This window comes from Oceanibaculum indicum P24, from assembly GCF_000299935.1.
GTDB lineage: Bacteria > Pseudomonadota > Alphaproteobacteria > Oceanibaculales > Oceanibaculaceae > Oceanibaculum > Oceanibaculum indicum.
This window is the reverse complement of sequence record NZ_AMRL01000027.1, coordinates 17,584-32,674: the sequence shown is the minus strand read 5'-3', so window position 1 is coordinate 32,674 and position 15,091 is coordinate 17,584. Positions and strand designations below refer to the sequence as shown.

The following is a 15,091-nucleotide window of genomic DNA, read 5'->3' as shown; positions in this document are numbered from 1 at the left end:
ACTCAGGTCAGCGCCTCGATATCGTCCGCCGACAAATTGCCCGGCACCACGGTGATCGGTACGCGCATCTTGCCGGCGACCTTGCCGACCAGGTGATTGACCAGCGGCCCCGGCCCTTCCGGTCCGGTACTGGCGGCCAGCACCAGAATGGAGATGCCGGGTTCCTCGTCGATCAGCTGCAGGATCTGGTCCCGCCGCCGCCCCTCGCGGATATAGACGACCGGGATCTTGCCGGTGATCGCCGCCGCCTGGTCGGAACAGCGGGCGACACTCTCCTCCGCTTCCTGGCGCTTCTCCTCGCGGATCAGGTCGCCGACCGACATCCAGGGCTCGATATCCTCCGGCTCGATCACATAAAGCATGGCCAGGCGGCCGCGCGAATTGCGTGCGCGGTGGGCGGCATAGCGCAGCGCCGCCGCCATCTCCGGCGTATCGTCCACCACCACCAGGAAGACGCGTTCGTGCTGCTTTGCAGGCATGTCGTCCTCCGCTCCGGGGTTGCTATCAGGCATATCGGTCATCGTCGTCAGCTCTTTCGGAAGATGAGCGAGGCCAGCCATCCTGCCATCACCGCGATGATGACGGCAATCGCGCCGTAGGCGGCCGAGTGATTGTAGGCGAATTCGTACACATCGGCGCCGAAGCCGGCCTTGCTGACCAGCAGCGGCGTGGTCTGGGCGCTGACCACTTCCTGCTCGCGGATCAGATAGACGGTCACGGTATAATTGCCGGTCGGCACGTTGGACGGCAGGAACAGCCGGGTACGGAACAGGGTGCGGCCGACGAAACCGACCTGCCCGACGGTCGGCGGATACAGCCCGCGCGCCTGCTTGCGGCGGATCAGCGCGGTGCGGAAATCAGTCTCGTCGGCAGGGGTGACGGATTGCCCGTCGGCCAGCGGCAGGCGCAGATTGCCGGTGCCGATCTCCAGCCGCGCGCGGACCGCCTCGTTGGCGATCTCGTCGAGCGGCCGGCTGCTGGCGATGGCATAGAAGGAGGGCACGCCGGAAAAGCCGATGGAGCGCGCGTTCAGCCAGATGCCCAGCAGCTTATCCTTGCGCCGTACGATCACGTCCTGCGTCGGGCCGGTCACCGAGACCACCACATCGCCCTCGCCCTCGATGGCGCCGAACAGCAGCACCTCGGTGCCGGTGAAGCCGGCGGTGATCGCCACCAGATGGTTGGACAGGTCGGCTACCAGCTCCTGCGCCGAGGCGCGACCGGCCGGCAGCAGCAGGATCAGCGCCATCAGGATCGGCGCGATGGGGGCGGGCAGGCGGTTTGCCGCGGCGCTATTCATGGCCGCCCCCTCATGGCCGCCCCGGGAACTGCAGGGAATAGAAGTCGCCCGGCACCGCCACCAGGTCGAACAGCAGCTTGCCGCAGACGACCAGCACCAGCAGCGCCAGCAATGCCCGCAGCTGCTCGCCGCGCAGGGCGGCACCGAAGCGCGCGCCGGTCTGTGCCCCCAGCACGCCGCCGGCCAGCAGCAGCAGCGCCAGGAACACGTCCACCGTCTGGTTCTGGTAGGCCTGCAGGAAGGTGACGTTGGCAGTGACGAAGATGACCTGGAACAGCGAGGTGCCGACCACGATGGCGGTCGGCATACCCAGCAGATAGATCATCGCCGGCATCAGCATGAAGCTGCCGCCGACACCCATGATCGCCGACAATATGCCGACCACGGCGCCGATGGCGAAGGGCAGCAGCGCGCTGATATAGAGCTTGGACTGGCGGAACCGCATCTTCAGCGGCAGGCCGTGCAGCCAGTTGTGCTCGTGCAGCTTGCCGCGCCGGGCGACACCGCGCCGGCGGCGCACGATCGCGCGCAGCGATTCCTGCAGCATCAGCAGGCCTACGATGCCGAGCAGGAAGACGTAGAGCAGCGAGATGATGAGGTCGATCTGGCCCAGCGTCTGCAGCCAGCTGAACACCCAGACGCCGATGGTAGAGCCGAACAGGCCGCCGGCCAGCAGCACGGCGCCCATCTTGAAATCGACATTCTTGCGCCGCCATTGCGCGATGACGCCGGAAACCGAGGCGGCTACGATCTGGTTGGCCTGGGTGCCGACCGCGACAGCGGGGGGAATGCCGATGAAGATCAGCAGCGGCGTCATCAGGAAGCCGCCGCCGACGCCGAAAATGCCGGAGAGGAACCCCACCACCCATCCCATCCCGAGAATCAGGATGACGTTCACCGACATTTCGGCGATGGGCAGATAGACATGCATGGGTCGCGTGGGCCGCCAGAATAAGGACGCGCGCCGATCAAGGGCGCTTATAGTGTGGCGCTAACCACAACGGTACGCAATGGATAGTGTCGGTATCGCGGTATTTTTAACGCCTGGCCTGCTTAGCCCTGCTCAATCGGCAGGCCGGCCTGCGCCCAGGCGATGATGCCACCGCCCAGCCGGTGGATCGGCGCGCCCTTGGGCGCCAGTCCGGATGCGGCCAGCATCTCGGCCGCGGCACCGCAGCGCACGCCGCTGCGGCAGTGGAACACCAGCTTCTTGCCCGGCGGCAGGTCTATCGCCGCCGGGTCGAAGGAAGAGAGTGGCAGCAGCATGGCGCCGGGAATGCGGGCCTGCGCCCATTCCTGCGGCTCGCGCACATCGACCAGCAGCACCTCGTCGCGGCTCATCCAGTCCTGGATGGTTTCCGGCGATTCGATGCGGATGTCGGGGGCGCTCATGCCGGCCGCTCCGTCAGGCCTCAGGCCGCGTCGGCCTGCTGCACCGGGGCAGAGTTGTAGAGGCCGTACAGCGTGTTGAGGATGGTGGTCACCTCCTCGGTCGAGACCGAGTAGAAGATGGTCTGGGCCGAGCGGCGGGTCTTCACCAGCCCGTCGCGGCGCAGCCGGGCCAGATGCTGGGACAGGGCGGACTGGCTCAGCTTCACCAGCTTTTCCAGCTCGCTGACGGACTTCTCGCCCTCGCTCGCCAGGAGGTGGAGGATGAGAAGGCGGCGCTCGTTGCCCATGGCTTTCAGTACGGCGCTGGCACGTCGGGTGTTCTGCTTGAACATCGCGATTTCCTAGATAAACCCTATATGGTGAGAAGCCGGTAACAGCTTGCGGGACGGTCCGCATACCCTGCCACCGCTAAGGATGGCGTATTGCGAACCAGTTGCTGCGCTTATCTAGTGGAAAAAACAGGAAATGCCAATGAATAAGGAAGCGTGCGGCGGAGCGACGCAGGCGGTCGAGCTGGATACGACGGGTCTGAAATGCCCGCTGCCGGTGCTGAAGGCCCGCAAGAAACTGCGCGAGGTACCGCCCGGCGGACAGCTGAAGGTGCTGGCCACGGACCCCGGCGCGGTCAAGGATTTCGAGGCTTTCTGCGAGGCAACGGGTACCCGCTACCTGTCCTGGGACCAGGCCGGCGAGGTCTATACCATCCTGCTGGAACGCCCGGCATAGGAGCGGGGCTCACCTGCGTTTTGTGCATAGCAGCAATCAGGGCGGTTTCTTGCGGGTTTCGCACCTTGCGGGATAGAGTGCCGCCCAATGGAAAATACCTGGTTAACAACCCAGCACTGAAGACCGCATAAGAGGAAGAGGCCCATGGCTGCCCACAAGATCGCGATCATTCCCGGCGACGGCATCGGCACCGAGGTGGTGCCCGAGGGGCTGAAGGTGCTGGACGCCGCCGGCCGCAAGTTCGGCATCGACTACGAGTTCACCCATTTCGACTGGTCGTGCGAGCGCTACAAGGATACCGGCGAATTCATGCCGAAGGACGGCATCCAGCAGCTCTCCGGCCATGAGGCGATCTTCCTGGGCGCGGTCGGCTGGCCCGGTGTGCCGGACCATGTCTCGCTGTGGGGCCTGCTGATCCCGATCCGCCGCGAGTTCGACCAGTATGTGAACCTGCGCCCGGTGCGCCTGTTCGAGGGCGTGCGCAGCCCGCTGGCCGGCCGCAAGCCGGGCGATATCGACTATTACGTCGTGCGCGAGAATTGCGAGGGCGAATATTCCTCGATGGGCGGCCGCCACAATCGCGGCACCGAGCACGACATGGCGATCCAGGAATCGGTGTTCACCCGGCGCGGCGTGGACCGCGTGATGAAGTTCGCCTTCGAGCTGGCGGCCCGGCGCGGCAAGCACGTCACCTCGGCCACCAAATCCAACGGCATCATCCACACCATGCCGTTCTGGGACGAGCGGTTCGAGGAAATGAAGAAGGCCTATCCGGGCTTCAAGACCGACCAGTTCCACATCGACATCCTGACCGCGCATTTCGTGCAGCACCCGGACTGGTTCGACGTGGTCGTGGCCTCCAACCTGTTCGGGGACATCCTGTCCGACCTCGGGCCGGCGACCACCGGTACCATCGCCATCGCGCCCTCGGCTAATCTGAACCCGGAAGGCAAGCATCCCTCAATGTTCGAGCCGGTGCATGGCTCCGCCCCGGACATTGCCGGCAAGGGCATCGCCAACCCGATCGGCCAGATCTGGTCCGGCGCGATGATGCTGCAGCATATGGGCCATCAGGACGCGCATGATGCCATCCTGAAGGCCATCGAGACGGTGCTGAAGGACGGCGGACCGAAGACGCCGGACCTGGGCGGCCAGGCCAGCACCGCCGATCTCGGCTCCGCCATTGCCGAGGTCGTGGCGTCGTCATGACCATGTGGTTCGAGGATTTCGCCGTCGGCCAGCGTTTCGAGACGCCGGGCGTCACGCTGTCGGAAGCGCAGATCCTCGACTTCGCCTTCCAGTACGACCCGCAGCCCTTCCACATCGACAAGCCGGCGGCGGAGGCCGGTCCGTTCGGCGGGCTGATCTCCAGCGGCTTCCAGACGCTGGCGGTCAGCTTCCGGCTGACCTACCAGCTGGGGCTGATCGCCGAGTCCGGCATGGGCGCCTTCGGCATGGACGAGCTTCGCTGGCAGCAGCCGGTGCGGCCGGGCGACACGCTGAAGGTGGTGCTGTCGGTGCTGGAGGTGCGCGCCTCCGGCTCCAAGCCCGACCGCGGCTTCGTCACCTTCGGCTACGAGACCTTCAACCAGAACGGCGAGAAGGTGATGAGCTTCAGGGCCGCGCAGATCGTCCGCAGAAGGCCGGGGTGAGGAGGCACTTCTTTTTTCGTCACCCTCGGGCTTGACCCGAGGGTCCAGAGAGGCGGTTCCGTTCGCTGGATGGTCGGGTCAAGCCCGACCATGACGAAGGGGAGGATTGTTTTCCAACCCACCCTCTCCCCTCGCGGGAGAGGGTGGACGCGCAGCGTCCGGGTGAAGGGGGTTTTCTTTTTCTGTCATTCCCGGCCTTGTGCCGGGAATCCAGGGTTCAGCTTACTCGGGCGGATATCCAGCGGGCCGAGGCCTGGACCCCCGCAACAAGTGCGGGGGTGACGGGCCGAGAGGATGGCTCGGCTTGGGCGTCTCGAAGGGCATCGGGGGAGGGCTGGCGAGAGAGTTTCAATCCGCCGCGTCGGGCATGGCGGGCCTTTCCCGCACCTTCGCCGCCGCTTCGAGGATCAGGCTGGCATCCGCGCCCGCCCGGTGCGCATTCTCGGCCAGGTGGCGGCGGAAGGCGCGCGCGCCCGGCAGCCCGTTATAGAGGCCCAGAATATGCCGGGTCATGTGGGCCAGCGGCGTGCCCTGGGCCAGTTCGCGCTCGACATAGGGGAGGAAGGCTTCCAGCACTTGCCGCCGGCTGGGCGCGGGCGCGGAGGCACCGAAGAAGCGCCGGTCCGCATCCGCCAGCATATAGGGTTCCTGATAGGCCGCCCGCCCGATCATCACGCCATCGACATGGGCCAGATGCGCCGCCGCCTGGTCCAGCGTGGCAACACCGCCATTCAGCACGATGGTCAGTTCCGGCAGCTCCTGCTTTAGCCGATAGACCAGCTCGTAGCGCAGCGGCGGAATCTCGCGGTTCTCCTTCGGGCTCAGCCCCTTCAGCCAGGCCTTGCGGGCATGCACGATGAAGCTGCGGCAGCCGGCATCCGCCACGGTCTCTATGAACCGCTTCAGGTCGGCGTAATCCTCCATCTCGTCCACGCCGATGCGCGACTTCACCGTGACCGGCAGGGAGGTGGCGGCGATCATCGCCTTCACGCCGGCGGCGACGGTCTCCGGCTCGGCCATCAGGCAGGCGCCGAAGCGGCCCTTCTGCACCCGGTCGCTGGGGCAGCCGCAATTCAGATTGACCTCGTCATAGCCGAACCCCTCGACGACCTCCGCCGCGCGCGCCAGATCGTCCGGCTCCGACCCGCCCAGCTGGCAGGCGACCGGATGCTCGGCCGCGTCGAAGCGCAGCAGCCGCTGGCGGTCGCCATGCAGCACCGCGCCGGTCGTCACCATCTCGGTATAGAGCAGCGCCTGCCGGCTGATGAGCCGCAGGAAGAAGCGGTCATGCCGGTCCGTCCAGTCCATCATCGGGGCGACGGAGAGCCTATGCGCGGGAAGTGCCTTCATGGCGCATCAGGTACGTCTTATCCGCGCGTACGTCAATGTGGGGGAGGGCGATTCCTGAAGTCATTTAACCGCACCTTACGTAATAGTATATTATAGTTTCACTTATATAAAGTGTTTGCGGGGGTAGCGATGGTGGAGATTTGGATTCGAACGAATGAGGCGGAGGATGTCGCGGGATCCATTCGACATGCGATCCGCGCTGCTAATTTTGTCAGTGAAGACCCGCAAGCTTGGAAGTGGGTCGCACTGTCGCTGCATTCGGCGCTACAAGGTGCCTGCATATGCCATCTCACTACGACTTTCGCTCCGTTAGGTGCGGTCACTGATCGAAACGCCAGCGAATGGGTAGCTTATATTGAGGATCAACGTACTGACCCTGACGCAAAGCCTCCGAAGACCAATTTGATGGCGCTTCCAGACCTGCTTAAAGCTGTGAGAAAACCTAATTCGGCTGGGGATTCCAGTAACAATCCAGGTGTTGGAATAAGTGATTCAGAGTTGAATTGGTTGTGCGGTTTTCACAAAACCATCAGGAATGAGTTTGTGCATTTTGAACCGAAGCAATGGTCGATTGAAGTTTCGGGAATACCGGAACTTGCAAAATTAATAGCGCGGATTATTGAGGATATTCTTGAGCAAGGTTGGGCTTTTCGGCATCAAGATTCTGCATGGTTTGAAGAGACTCGGCAAAATTTGCAGACCCTAGCCTCTCTTGCTTGGCCGAAACCATAATGCAGCTCTAGCAGCGACACTAAAACTGCGAAGCCCGAGTCCCAATTTTCAGGGCCACATGCTCTTTTGTCTCTGTCGGACCATCTTGAATTTCTCGAACGATCCGCGTGCCATATAGACGTCGACGCTCGGGTCGTTGACGGCGGCCACCATTTCGGCTCGCGGGCCCTTGTAGCGTGAGCCTACGATTACCTCTCGCAGCTTCATGTTCTCGGAAAAGGGCATGAAATAGTGCACCTCATCGTTGATCTCGATCCCATCATTGAGCTCGACGTAGGCACGATATTCTTGCTCATAGGCCCATCCGGCGGCCTTGGTCAGGATCATACGCTTCATGCCTTCGGGAGTTATGTCACCCAGAATGCTGAGGCCCATGTCCCCGAGTGTCGGACGCTTTTTTACGTAGCAGACTTTGTAGAATGTCTCGTCGGGCACGTCGAAGCCGAGGACAATGCCCTTATGGCTGTTGGCGTAATGTGCCCACATGAGAGGGCTTTCCCACTTTTTGCTCATGCATATCACGCCCTTAGTGATGCTGAGGCGTTGGCGCATGTTTCGCAGCGCGAGCCGTTCGGCCTTTTCAGACAGCGCCACGCCGATGAACTCAAAGTCGTCATTGAGCTCTTCGATGCGCCCGATCCTTATCTGGCGATCCAAGATCGAGCACATTCCGTACTCGGCACTAAAGAATCGATAGAGCCTCATTCCGCGTCCCCCATGGCCGACTAAGTCTACCCGAACCTTCAGCCTTGCACCGCCCTTTTCCTCACAAAGCCGAGCACCCCCTTCCCCACTCCGGGATGGATTTTCGGGGCGGATCGTACTAGAGGTCAGGGCCGCGCGCTCCGGTGAGGGGTGCTGCTGTTGCCCGTCCGCCAGGCCGGTCCTCTGGCCTGGCCCGTAGCCTGTAGCCGGGCCGGTTCCTCATGGGAGTCGCATGACCCAGACCCGCATCGCCGTCTCGCATGTCACCAAGCGGTATTTCCTGTACCGCACGGCGCTGGAGCGTCTGCTGCATGCCGGCTTCGGCGTCAAGGCCAAGCCGGTGCGCGCCTTCGAGGCGCTGAACGATGTCTCCTTCGAGGTAAAGGCCGGGGAATGCGTCGGGCTGGTCGGGCGCAACGGCTCGGGCAAATCGACGCTGCTCTACATCATCGCAAATACGCTGGCGCCGACCTCCGGCGATGTCGCGGTGACCGGGCGGCTGGCGGCGCTGCTGGAGCTGGGGTCGGGCTTCAACCCGGAATTCACCGGCCGCGAGAACATCTTCTTCTATGCCGCCATGCTGGGGCTGAAGCGCGAGGAGATCGCCGCCCGCTTCGAGGAGATCGTGGAATTCGCCGGCATCCGCGACTTCATCGACCAGCCGGTGAAGACCTATTCCTCCGGCATGACTGTGCGGCTGGCCTTCTCCGTCACCACCTGCATCGAGCCGGAAATCCTGATCGTGGACGAGGCGCTGGCGGTCGGCGACGAGGCGTTCCAGCGCAAATGCATCGCCCGCATGGCGGACCTCCGGTCGCGCGGCACCACCATCCTGTTCGTCAGCCACAATGCGCGCAGCGTCATCGAGCTGTGCGACCGCGCCATCCTGCTGGACCGCGGCGAGAAGCTGGTGGACGGCAAGCCGGACGAGGTGATCGTCGCCTATCGCCGCATGCTCTATATGGAGGGCGCGCGCTACGAGGCCTACCGGCAGGAGCTGAAGGCGCATAATGGCGACCCGAAGCCGCTGCTGCTGGCGCGCGAGACGGAGAACGGCTCGAACGGCAATGGCGCGCCCGAAGCGCAGGGCGAGCGGCAGGCGGATGCTGCCTATTTCGACGAGTCGCTGAAGCCCGAGAGCATGCTGATGCATGAGCCGGCGGGGGCCGTCATCTCGGAACCGGCGATCTGCCTGATCGGTTCTGATGGTGCGCCGGGTTCGCGGGTGAACATGCTGAAGCGCGGCGAGGACTATATCGTGCGCTACCGCGTGCGCTTCGAGGAGGATGCGCGTGATGTCGGCTTTTCGGTCAGCATGCAGTCGATGAACGGCGTCATGCTGGGCGGCGGCTCGCTGGTGCTGGCGGAAGACACGATCCCCGTCGTGCCGGCCGGCAGCGTGATCGAGGCGCGGCACACCTTTTCCTGCCGGCTGCTGGCCGGAACCTATTTCGCCAGCGTCGGCTGTTCGGCGGTGAAGGAGGGTGCCCGCCAGCCGCTGCACCGCATCGCCGACGCGCTGATGTTTTCCGTCCTGCCGGAGAAATCCTATAACGGGCGCGGCATGGTGGATTTCGCCTTCCGCAGCGGCCATGCCGTGATCTCGGGCGGCGCGGAACGGGATATGAAGGCGGGAGATCAGGAATGATGGTGCGGGCGGTCGGACTCGAACCGACACTCCTCTCGGAACCGGATTTTGAGTCCGGCGCGTCTACCAATTCCACCACGCCCGCACGGCAGAGGCGTCCTCAGACGGGTCGGCATATTAGTCGCGGACGGCCCGCCGTCAATCTCGGTTTGGAGCCTGCATGAGCAGCGATACCGTTTCCCGGCCCTCGGCGCTGCGTCGGCTGTATGACTGGACGCTGCGCTGGTCCGCCCACCGCCATGCGGAAAAGGCGCTGTTCGGCGTCTCCTTCGCGGAGAGCAGCTTCTTCCCGATCCCGCCCGATGTGATGCTGATCCCGATGGTGCTGGCCGACCGCAGCCGCGCCTTCCGCTTCGCCGCGATCTGCACGCTGGCCTCGGTGCTGGGCGGGGCGTTCGGCTATGCCATCGGCCTGTTCCTGTTCGAGAGCGTGGGCCGCGCGGTGCTGGATTTCTACGGCTATGCCGCCAAGTTCGCGGAATTCTCCGCGCTCTATAACGAACAGGGCTGGCTGATCGTCGCCGGCGCCGGCTTCACGCCCTTCCCCTACAAGGTCATCACCATCGCCAGCGGCGTGACGGCGATGGATTTCGGCATCTTCATGCTGGCCTCGGCAGTGTCGCGCGGCGCGCGCTTCTTCCTGGTGGCCGCACTGCTCTGGCGCTTCGGGCCGCCGATCCGCAAGGTCATCGAAGCGCATCTCGGCAAGCTGACCGCTGCCTTCTTCATCCTGCTGGTGGGCGGATTCGTCGCCTTGAAATATCTGCTGTGAACGCGGAGTTTCCCTTCATGAACCGCATTGATCTCCGCCTCGCCAGCCTGGCGACCGCCCTGCTCAGCGCCGCCATCCTGGGCACCGCGCTGCTGTCGCAATATGTCGGGGGCTTGCAGCCATGCGTGCTGTGCGTCTATCAGCGTTGGCCCTATGTGGCGACGATCCTGCTGGGGCTGGCCGGCTTCGCGCTGGCAAGGCGGCATCCGGGGGCGGCGCGGATTGCGCTGGGGCTGGCCGGCCTCACCTTCCTCGTCGGTGGCGGCATTGCCGGCTTTCATGTCGGGGTGGAGCAGGGCTGGTGGCAGGGCACATCGGGCTGCGGCGCGCCGGCCGGCGGGGCGATGACGCTGGAAGATTTGCGCGCCCAGGTGCTGGCCGCCCCGGTGGTGCGCTGCGACGAGGTGCCATGGTCCCTGCTTGGCATTTCCATGGCAGGCTATAACTTCATTCTCTCGCTGGCGCTGGCCGCTGCCACCCTCTGGCTCGCCGCGCGCCGCAGGTAAGACGGAGACGAGGCATGAGCAAGCATCCCCGCGTTACAGCTGAGGATCGGCTGCCCGGAGACCTGACGCGCGAGGAGCTGATCGCCCGCATCATCCGGGTCGATCAGGCCGGCGAGTATGGCGCGCGCCGCATCTATGAGGGCCAGCTCGCGGTGCTCGGCAAATCCCCCTCCGCCGCCACCATCCGCCACATGCACGAGCAGGAGCTGGAGCATCTCGACACCTTCAGCCGGATGATGGTGGAACGCCGGGTGCGCCCGACCGCGCTGCAGCCGCTGTGGCATGTCGCCGGCTTCGCGCTGGGGGCGGCGACCGCGCTGATGGGGGAGAAGGCGGCGATGGCGTGTACCGTCGCGGTCGAGGAGACCATCGACGAGCATTACCGCCAGCAGGCCGAGAAGCTGGGCGAGGACGAGGCGCCGCTGCGCGAGACCATCGAGCGCTTCCGCGCCGAGGAGCTGGAACACCGCGATATCGGCTATGAGCACGGCGCCGAACAGACGCCGGGCTTCGAGCTGATGCGCGGCGCGATCAAGGCGGGCTCCCGCCTCGCCATCTGGCTGTCGGAGCGGGTGTAGCAGACAAGCTGCGCCTGTTTTCCTACGCTTGCCAATTTGATAGGTGTCACGTTACACTTTTCACGTGATCCGCAGCTTCCGACATAAGGGCCTGAAGCTTCTCTATGAGAAGGGAGAGAGGCGTCGGTTGCCGCCGGAACAGGCCGATAAGATCGAACGCGTGATCGCCCGTCTGGATCAGGCGCGGAATGCTTCGGAGATGGACCTACCCGGATGGCGGTTGCATGCGCTGAAAGGCACTCTGGAAGGATTCTGGTCCGTTACAGTGACCGGTAACTGGCGGATCATATTCCGGATGGAGGGTGGCGACGCCCACGATGTTGATCTGGTCGATTACCACTGAGGAAGGAGGCCGCCATGTCGATGAAGAACCCACCGCACCCCGGTCTGTCCGTGCGGCATGATTGTCTGGAGCCGCTCGGCCTCACAGTGTCCGAGGCGGCGAAGCGCCTTGGGGTCAGCCGTAAGCAGCTTTCCGATCTGGTGAACGGTCATGCCGGCATTTCCCCGGAAATGGCGATCCGGCTCGACAAGGCGTTCGGCGGCGGTGCCGAAACCTGGTACCGGCTGCAGGCGGCCTACGATCTGGCGCAGGCGATGAAGCGTGCCGATGAGATCAAGGTGGACCGGATCGCGCAGGCCGCCTGAAGTCGGTTCCCACTGCGCTGGTTACAGCCTGACCCAGCCGGTGCCTTCATGGGCGAAGGCGAAGCGGCCCGGATGCAGAATCTCGGTCAGGATTTCCAGCGTCTCCAGGATGCGCGGTCCCGGCCGGTTGAAGAAATGGTGGCCGTCGGCGACGAAGACGCGCCCGTCCCGCGCCGCGCGCATGTCGGCCCAGCCGGGCTGGCCGGTGAGGCTGGTGATCTCCGACAGGGTGCGCGGAATCTCGAACCCGCACGGCGCGATCACCACCACATCCGGATCGATCCGCAGCAGCGCCTCCAGCTCCAGCCAGGGCGAATGCTTGCCGGCCTCGCCGAACAGGCTGACGCCGCCGGCCCGCGCGATCAGCTCAGGCACCCAGTTGCCGGCCGCCATCGGCGGGTCCAGCCATTCGATACAGGCCACGGTCGGTTTCGGCTCGATCAGCCGCGTCTGCGATTCGATGCCCTCGATGGCGAGCGTCAGCCGGTCGATCAGCGCCTTGCCCTGACGGATGGCTCCCAGCGCGCGGGCGACGCGGCGGATGTCGGTCCAGATATCCGCGAGGCTGGCCGGGCTGCAGGAGACGATGCGCACCGGCCGGCCGGTCAGCTCGCAGGCCGCCTGCTCCACCTCGCCCAGGCTGACCGCGCAGACCTTGCACAGATCCTGGGTGACGATCACGTCCGGCTGCAACTCGGCCAGCATCGTCTCGTCCACCTCGAACACCGACAGTGCGTTGCGCGCCGCCTGCTTCACCTGACGGTCGATCTCGGCCGACGGCACGCTGATGTCGATACGCGGCCGGCTGACGACGGGCAACTCGCCGAGGCCGCCAGGAAAGTCGCATTCGTGGCTGCGCCCGACCAGATTGCCGGCATGGCCGAGGCCGGCCACGATCTCGGTGGCGCTGGGCAGCAGGCTGACGATGCGGGGAGCGGCCATGGCGTTACAAGGCCAGGTCGATCAGCGCGGCGGCGCCGAAGATGAAGATCAGCGCGCCGGAAATCTTGTTCATCCATTCCAGATGGTGGATGTCCAGCCGGCCGCGCAGCAACCCGGCCCCCAGCGCGATGCCGAACCACCACAGGCACGACCCGATAAACACACCCAGCACCACCAGGATCGGGTCGAGCAGCGCCTTGTCGGCATCGATGAAGACGCCCAGCGCCACGAAGATGCCGGCGAAGGCCAGGATGGTGATCGGGTTGATCAGTGTCAGCACGAAGGTGGTGCAGAAATCCCCCAGCAGCGAATGCATGCGCAGCGGCTCCTGCCCCTTCGGCAGGGTGGCGGTCCTCTTCAGGTAGGTCTTTACCCCCATGCCCAGCAGAAGGATGCCGCCGGCCAGCTGCATCTCCGCCGTATGGTCCAGCAGCAGATGCGCGATGGCGGCCAGCCCGAAGGCCGCGACCACGCCATAGAGCGCATCCGCCACCGCCGCTCCCAGCCCGGAGACCAGCCCATGCAGCCGGCTTTCCAGCACGGTGCGGTGCACGCACAGTACACCGACCGGACCGACCGGGGCGGCGATGGCGAGGCCGGCCAGGATCGACTTCAGGAACAGCCAGTCATGCATTGTGCTGGCAGGTCAGGGCTGTTGGCGGAAGGAACAGAACGGGCATGGCTTTTTGTTGCTTCTGGTAGGATGGAGCCGTGTCCCATGAATACACGATGCGGGGCGGGCCTTCTACCGCATGTCGGGATATGCCAGCCTCGCGCAGGCGTGAACGGGCGGGGGCTTCGCCAGGCGGGGCGGACGTCTTATGTTTAGGCACCAATTCTCATGAAAGAGACGGCGATGCCCCAGGATGGCGATAGCGGCGGCGATATCTTCGGGCCGATCAAGCGCAAGCTGATCGAGACCAAGCAGAAATGGGCCCGTGACGGCCGGCTGCTGACCGGCGAGACGGCGAGCCCCGCGAAGCGCAAGCTGCCGCCCGGCCAGCGCGAGGTGAAGAACTGGCCGGTGCTGGACCTCGGCTCCCATCCGGTGGTCACGCAGAAGGAATGGAAGCTATCGGTCACCGGGCTGGTCGAGAACCCGGTCAGCTGGGACTGGGCGACGCTGATGGCGCAGCCGGTGTTCGAGGATACCTCCGACATGCATTGCGTGACCGCCTGGTCGCGCTTCGACAATCGCTGGGAGGGCGTGTCGGCGCGGCATCTGCTGTCGGTCGTGAAGCCGAAGCCGGAGGCGAAATTCGTCATCCTGAAATGCTATGACGGCTATGCCACCAACATTCCGCTGTCGGCCTTCGACGATGCGGATGTGCTGCTGGCGACCAAGTGGGAAGGCAAGGCGATCACCCGCGAACATGGCGGACCGGTTCGACTTATCCTGCCGAAGCTCTATCTCTGGAAGAGCGCCAAGTGGCTGCGCGACATCCGCTTCGTTGACCGGGACGCCCCCGGTTTCTGGGAAGTGCGCGGCTATCACAACAATGGCGACCCGTGGAAGGAGGAACGATATGGCTAAGAAGGGCCTCGCCAGCTTCGCCGGCATGCTGGTCGCTGCTGCCGTCAGCACGGTATTGCCGCAATCGGCCCCGGCGACCGGGACGGGAAGCGGCTTCGATTTCAGCTTCGAGTCCATTGATGGCGGTGCCTTGCCGCTGGACCAGTATCGCGGCCGCCCGGTGCTGGTGGTGAACACCGCCTCGCGCTGTGGCTTCACGCCCCAGTATGAGGGGCTGCAGGCGCTGTGGGAAAAGTACCGCGACCGCGGCCTCGTCGTGCTCGGCGTGCCGTCGAACGATTTCGGCGGGCAGGAGCCGGGCAGCACCGATGAGATCAAGCAGTTCTGCGAGGTGAATTTCGGGATCAATTTCCCGATGACCGCGAAATATCCGGTCACCGGGGCGGACGCCCATCCCTTCTATCGCTGGATCGCCGACACGCTGGGCGAGTCCAAGGCGCCGCGCTGGAACTTCTACAAATATCTGCTGGCCCCCGACGGCACCATTGCCGCCGCCTGGCCCTCCACGGTGAAGCCGGACAGCCGCACCGTCACCGACACGGTCGATACGCTGCTCGCGAAGTAGGGGGGCGGCCAAGTTTTTTCCTACCCCCTTTTCGTCATTCC

The 15,091-nt window shown here is 64.6% G+C and carries 21 protein-coding genes and 1 tRNA gene; 12 read left to right on the top strand and 10 right to left on the bottom strand.

Annotation, left to right across the window (positions count from 1 at the left end):
* Positions 1–2 precede the first annotated feature (2 nt).
* The 5 genes from P24_RS16045 to P24_RS16025 all read right to left on the bottom strand — a co-directional run bounded on the left by P24_RS16045 (position 3) and on the right by P24_RS16025 (position 3,024).
* The gene (locus P24_RS16045; protein ID WP_202802408.1) at positions 3–479 is read right to left on the bottom strand and encodes a universal stress protein; all 477 of its coding nucleotides are present in this window, start codon (positions 477–479) and stop codon (positions 3–5) included.
* Between the two features lie 47 nt (positions 480–526).
* A complete protein-coding gene (locus P24_RS16040) occupies positions 527–1,300 on the bottom strand; it encodes a TIGR02186 family protein (RefSeq protein ID WP_008945792.1) in 774 nt (257 codons plus the stop codon).
* Between the two features lie 10 nt (positions 1,301–1,310).
* A complete protein-coding gene (locus P24_RS16035; RefSeq protein WP_008945791.1) occupies positions 1,311–2,231 on the bottom strand; it encodes a sulfite exporter TauE/SafE family protein in 921 nt (306 codons plus the stop codon).
* Positions 2,232–2,353: 122 nt separating this feature from the next.
* A complete protein-coding gene (locus P24_RS16030; RefSeq protein ID WP_008945790.1) occupies positions 2,354–2,692 on the bottom strand; it encodes a rhodanese-like domain-containing protein in 339 nt (112 codons plus the stop codon).
* A 20-nt stretch (positions 2,693–2,712) separates the two neighbouring features.
* Positions 2,713–3,024, bottom strand: coding sequence for an ArsR/SmtB family transcription factor (locus P24_RS16025; RefSeq protein ID WP_008945789.1), 312 nt, complete (start codon positions 3,022–3,024; stop codon positions 2,713–2,715).
* Positions 3,025–3,163: 139 nt separating this feature from the next.
* On the opposite strand from P24_RS16025, the gene P24_RS16020 reads away from it, so the two are divergent.
* From P24_RS16020 to P24_RS16010, 3 genes are all read left to right on the top strand, one after another.
* Entirely contained in the window at positions 3,164–3,418 is a 255-nt protein-coding gene (locus P24_RS16020; RefSeq protein WP_008945788.1) for a sulfurtransferase TusA family protein, read from the top strand.
* A gap of 144 nt (positions 3,419–3,562) precedes the next feature.
* Positions 3,563–4,627, top strand: a complete 1,065-nt coding sequence (locus tag P24_RS16015) for a tartrate dehydrogenase (RefSeq protein ID WP_008945787.1) — start codon at positions 3,563–3,565, stop codon at positions 4,625–4,627.
* Positions 4,624–5,070, top strand: a complete 447-nt coding sequence (locus P24_RS16010; protein ID WP_008945786.1) for a MaoC family dehydratase — start codon at positions 4,624–4,626, stop codon at positions 5,068–5,070. The genes P24_RS16015 and P24_RS16010 overlap by 4 nt, the downstream gene beginning before the upstream one ends.
* A gap of 348 nt (positions 5,071–5,418) precedes the next feature.
* Here the strand turns inward: P24_RS16010 and dusA are convergent, their stop codons facing one another.
* Positions 5,419–6,420 (bottom strand): tRNA dihydrouridine(20/20a) synthase DusA, encoded by a 1,002-nt coding sequence (dusA, locus tag P24_RS16005; protein ID WP_008945785.1) that lies wholly within the window; start codon positions 6,418–6,420, stop codon positions 5,419–5,421.
* 129 nt (positions 6,421–6,549) lie between these two features.
* Between dusA and P24_RS19885 the strand changes: the two genes are divergently transcribed.
* A complete protein-coding gene (locus P24_RS19885; protein WP_083859828.1) occupies positions 6,550–7,152 on the top strand; it encodes a hypothetical protein in 603 nt (200 codons plus the stop codon).
* A gap of 48 nt (positions 7,153–7,200) precedes the next feature.
* Here P24_RS19885 and P24_RS16000 read toward each other — a convergent pair whose 3' ends face one another.
* Entirely contained in the window at positions 7,201–7,857 is a 657-nt protein-coding gene (locus P24_RS16000) for a DUF2971 domain-containing protein (RefSeq protein ID WP_008945784.1), read from the bottom strand.
* Between the two features lie 232 nt (positions 7,858–8,089).
* On the opposite strand from P24_RS16000, the gene P24_RS15995 reads away from it, so the two are divergent.
* Positions 8,090–9,505: an ABC transporter ATP-binding protein gene (locus tag P24_RS15995; RefSeq protein ID WP_008945783.1), complete on the top strand. Its 1,416-nt coding sequence runs from the start codon at positions 8,090–8,092 to the stop codon at positions 9,503–9,505.
* Here the strand turns inward: P24_RS15995 and P24_RS15990 are convergent.
* Positions 9,506–9,590 (bottom strand) — tRNA-Leu (locus P24_RS15990). It lies immediately after the preceding gene.
* A gap of 75 nt (positions 9,591–9,665) precedes the next feature.
* On the opposite strand from P24_RS15990, the gene P24_RS15985 reads away from it, so the two are divergent.
* From P24_RS15985 to P24_RS15965, 5 genes are read left to right on the top strand one after another with little or no spacing between them, the layout of a single operon-like run.
* Complete coding sequence (locus P24_RS15985; protein ID WP_008945782.1) at positions 9,666–10,277, top strand: YqaA family protein; 612 nt, start codon at positions 9,666–9,668, stop codon at positions 10,275–10,277.
* A gap of 17 nt (positions 10,278–10,294) precedes the next feature.
* Positions 10,295–10,783: a disulfide bond formation protein B gene (locus P24_RS15980; protein ID WP_008945781.1), complete on the top strand. Its 489-nt coding sequence runs from the start codon at positions 10,295–10,297 to the stop codon at positions 10,781–10,783.
* A gap of 14 nt (positions 10,784–10,797) precedes the next feature.
* The gene (locus P24_RS15975) at positions 10,798–11,361 is read left to right on the top strand and encodes a demethoxyubiquinone hydroxylase family protein (protein WP_008945780.1); all 564 of its coding nucleotides are present in this window, start codon (positions 10,798–10,800) and stop codon (positions 11,359–11,361) included.
* Between the two features lie 43 nt (positions 11,362–11,404).
* A complete protein-coding gene (locus P24_RS15970; protein ID WP_322095730.1) occupies positions 11,405–11,704 on the top strand; it encodes a type II toxin-antitoxin system RelE/ParE family toxin in 300 nt (99 codons plus the stop codon).
* A 14-nt stretch (positions 11,705–11,718) separates the two neighbouring features.
* On the top strand, positions 11,719–12,009 hold the full coding sequence (locus P24_RS15965; protein WP_008945778.1) for a HigA family addiction module antitoxin: 291 nt from the start codon (positions 11,719–11,721) through the stop codon (positions 12,007–12,009).
* 21 nt (positions 12,010–12,030) lie between these two features.
* On the opposite strand, the gene P24_RS15960 is transcribed toward P24_RS15965, so the two are convergent.
* Together P24_RS15960 and P24_RS15955 are read right to left on the bottom strand one after the other, a co-directional pair.
* Positions 12,031–12,951, bottom strand: coding sequence for a cobalamin-binding protein (locus P24_RS15960; protein ID WP_008945777.1), 921 nt, complete (start codon positions 12,949–12,951; stop codon positions 12,031–12,033).
* Positions 12,952–12,955: 4 nt separating this feature from the next.
* On the bottom strand, positions 12,956–13,585 hold the full coding sequence (locus P24_RS15955) for a LysE family translocator (RefSeq protein ID WP_008945776.1): 630 nt from the start codon (positions 13,583–13,585) through the stop codon (positions 12,956–12,958).
* A 222-nt stretch (positions 13,586–13,807) separates the two neighbouring features.
* On the opposite strand from P24_RS15955, the gene P24_RS15950 reads away from it, so the two are divergent.
* On the top strand, positions 13,808–14,485 hold the full coding sequence (locus P24_RS15950; protein WP_008945775.1) for a sulfite oxidase-like oxidoreductase: 678 nt from the start codon (positions 13,808–13,810) through the stop codon (positions 14,483–14,485).
* Positions 14,478–15,050, top strand: coding sequence for a glutathione peroxidase (locus P24_RS15945; protein ID WP_008945774.1), 573 nt, complete (start codon positions 14,478–14,480; stop codon positions 15,048–15,050). Before P24_RS15950 ends, P24_RS15945 begins: the two co-directional genes overlap by 8 nt.
* Positions 15,051–15,091 lie beyond the last annotated feature (41 nt).

Coding starts and splice junctions, on each gene's coding strand:
- P24_RS16045 (WP_202802408.1), bottom strand. CDS start 479: ATGCCTGCAAAGCAGCACGAACGCGTCTTCCTGGTGGTGGTGGACGAT.
- P24_RS16040 (WP_008945792.1), bottom strand. CDS start 1,300: ATGAATAGCGCCGCGGCAAACCGCCTGCCCGCCCCCATCGCGCCGATC.
- P24_RS16035 (WP_008945791.1), bottom strand. CDS start 2,231: ATGCATGTCTATCTGCCCATCGCCGAAATGTCGGTGAACGTCATCCTG.
- P24_RS16030 (WP_008945790.1), bottom strand. CDS start 2,692: ATGAGCGCCCCCGACATCCGCATCGAATCGCCGGAAACCATCCAGGAC.
- P24_RS16025 (WP_008945789.1), bottom strand. CDS start 3,024: ATGTTCAAGCAGAACACCCGACGTGCCAGCGCCGTACTGAAAGCCATG.
- P24_RS16020 (WP_008945788.1), top strand. CDS start 3,164: ATGAATAAGGAAGCGTGCGGCGGAGCGACGCAGGCGGTCGAGCTGGAT.
- P24_RS16015 (WP_008945787.1), top strand. CDS start 3,563: ATGGCTGCCCACAAGATCGCGATCATTCCCGGCGACGGCATCGGCACC.
- P24_RS16010 (WP_008945786.1), top strand. CDS start 4,624: ATGACCATGTGGTTCGAGGATTTCGCCGTCGGCCAGCGTTTCGAGACG.
- dusA (WP_008945785.1), bottom strand. CDS start 6,420: ATGAAGGCACTTCCCGCGCATAGGCTCTCCGTCGCCCCGATGATGGAC.
- P24_RS19885 (WP_083859828.1), top strand. CDS start 6,550: ATGGTGGAGATTTGGATTCGAACGAATGAGGCGGAGGATGTCGCGGGA.
- P24_RS16000 (WP_008945784.1), bottom strand. CDS start 7,857: ATGAGGCTCTATCGATTCTTTAGTGCCGAGTACGGAATGTGCTCGATC.
- P24_RS15995 (WP_008945783.1), top strand. CDS start 8,090: ATGACCCAGACCCGCATCGCCGTCTCGCATGTCACCAAGCGGTATTTC.
- P24_RS15985 (WP_008945782.1), top strand. CDS start 9,666: ATGAGCAGCGATACCGTTTCCCGGCCCTCGGCGCTGCGTCGGCTGTAT.
- P24_RS15980 (WP_008945781.1), top strand. CDS start 10,295: ATGAACCGCATTGATCTCCGCCTCGCCAGCCTGGCGACCGCCCTGCTC.
- P24_RS15975 (WP_008945780.1), top strand. CDS start 10,798: ATGAGCAAGCATCCCCGCGTTACAGCTGAGGATCGGCTGCCCGGAGAC.
- P24_RS15965 (WP_008945778.1), top strand. CDS start 11,719: ATGTCGATGAAGAACCCACCGCACCCCGGTCTGTCCGTGCGGCATGAT.
- P24_RS15960 (WP_008945777.1), bottom strand. CDS start 12,951: ATGGCCGCTCCCCGCATCGTCAGCCTGCTGCCCAGCGCCACCGAGATC.
- P24_RS15955 (WP_008945776.1), bottom strand. CDS start 13,585: ATGCATGACTGGCTGTTCCTGAAGTCGATCCTGGCCGGCCTCGCCATC.
- P24_RS15950 (WP_008945775.1), top strand. CDS start 13,808: ATGCCCCAGGATGGCGATAGCGGCGGCGATATCTTCGGGCCGATCAAG.
- P24_RS15945 (WP_008945774.1), top strand. CDS start 14,478: ATGGCTAAGAAGGGCCTCGCCAGCTTCGCCGGCATGCTGGTCGCTGCT.